We start from the raw sequence: 482 nt of genomic DNA, 5'->3' as shown, positions 1-482 counted from the left end.
CTCACATGTTCTCGCGAGGCGATCTCCGGCACGACCCCGCCGAACCGGTCATGCAACTCCACCTGCGACGCCACCACGCTCGACCGCACCCTCGGCACCCCTCGTTTCGGGGGCCTCGGGCCTTCCAGCACGGCGGCGCCGGTCTCGTCGCAGGTCGTCTCGATCGCCAGCAGGAGCAAGGAATCGGTCACAATTGCCATCGACTCGAAGGGTGCCACAATTCATCCACAAGGCTCGATTGAACATCCAGGTCCAGGACCGCCCTGCCCGTGACGCGGATCACGAGTCGGGCACCATGCCGAAGGGCCTCGAGCCGGCAATCCGCCTCGTCGCCCCGCCAGGTCGTCACGAGCGCCTCGGCCTGCAACTCCGCATCAAGCGCCTCCCACGAGCCATCGGGCAGCAGGATCACCGGGACGGCGCCCCCCGTCATCGCCCGGACCTGTTCCGCGTCGAGCGGGGTCACCAGACGACGCATCGCA

General features: G+C 68.0%; 1 protein-coding gene and 1 pseudogene. Both read right to left on the bottom strand.

Annotation, left to right across the window (positions count from 1 at the left end; genetic code table 11):
• Window positions 1-200: pseudogene (locus AB1L30_RS00395) on the bottom strand (hypothetical protein); the annotation flags it as partial.
• Window positions 188-482: hypothetical protein (locus tag AB1L30_RS00390; protein WP_367011376.1), on the bottom strand; the 295-nt coding region annotated here is incomplete at its 5' end. The gene AB1L30_RS00390 and the pseudogene AB1L30_RS00395, both read right to left, overlap by 13 nt.

The organism is Bremerella sp. JC817, from assembly GCF_040718835.1.
In the GTDB taxonomy this organism is placed as follows: Bacteria; Planctomycetota; Planctomycetia; order Pirellulales; family Pirellulaceae; genus Bremerella.
This window is presented reverse-complemented; position numbering and strand designations above follow the sequence as displayed.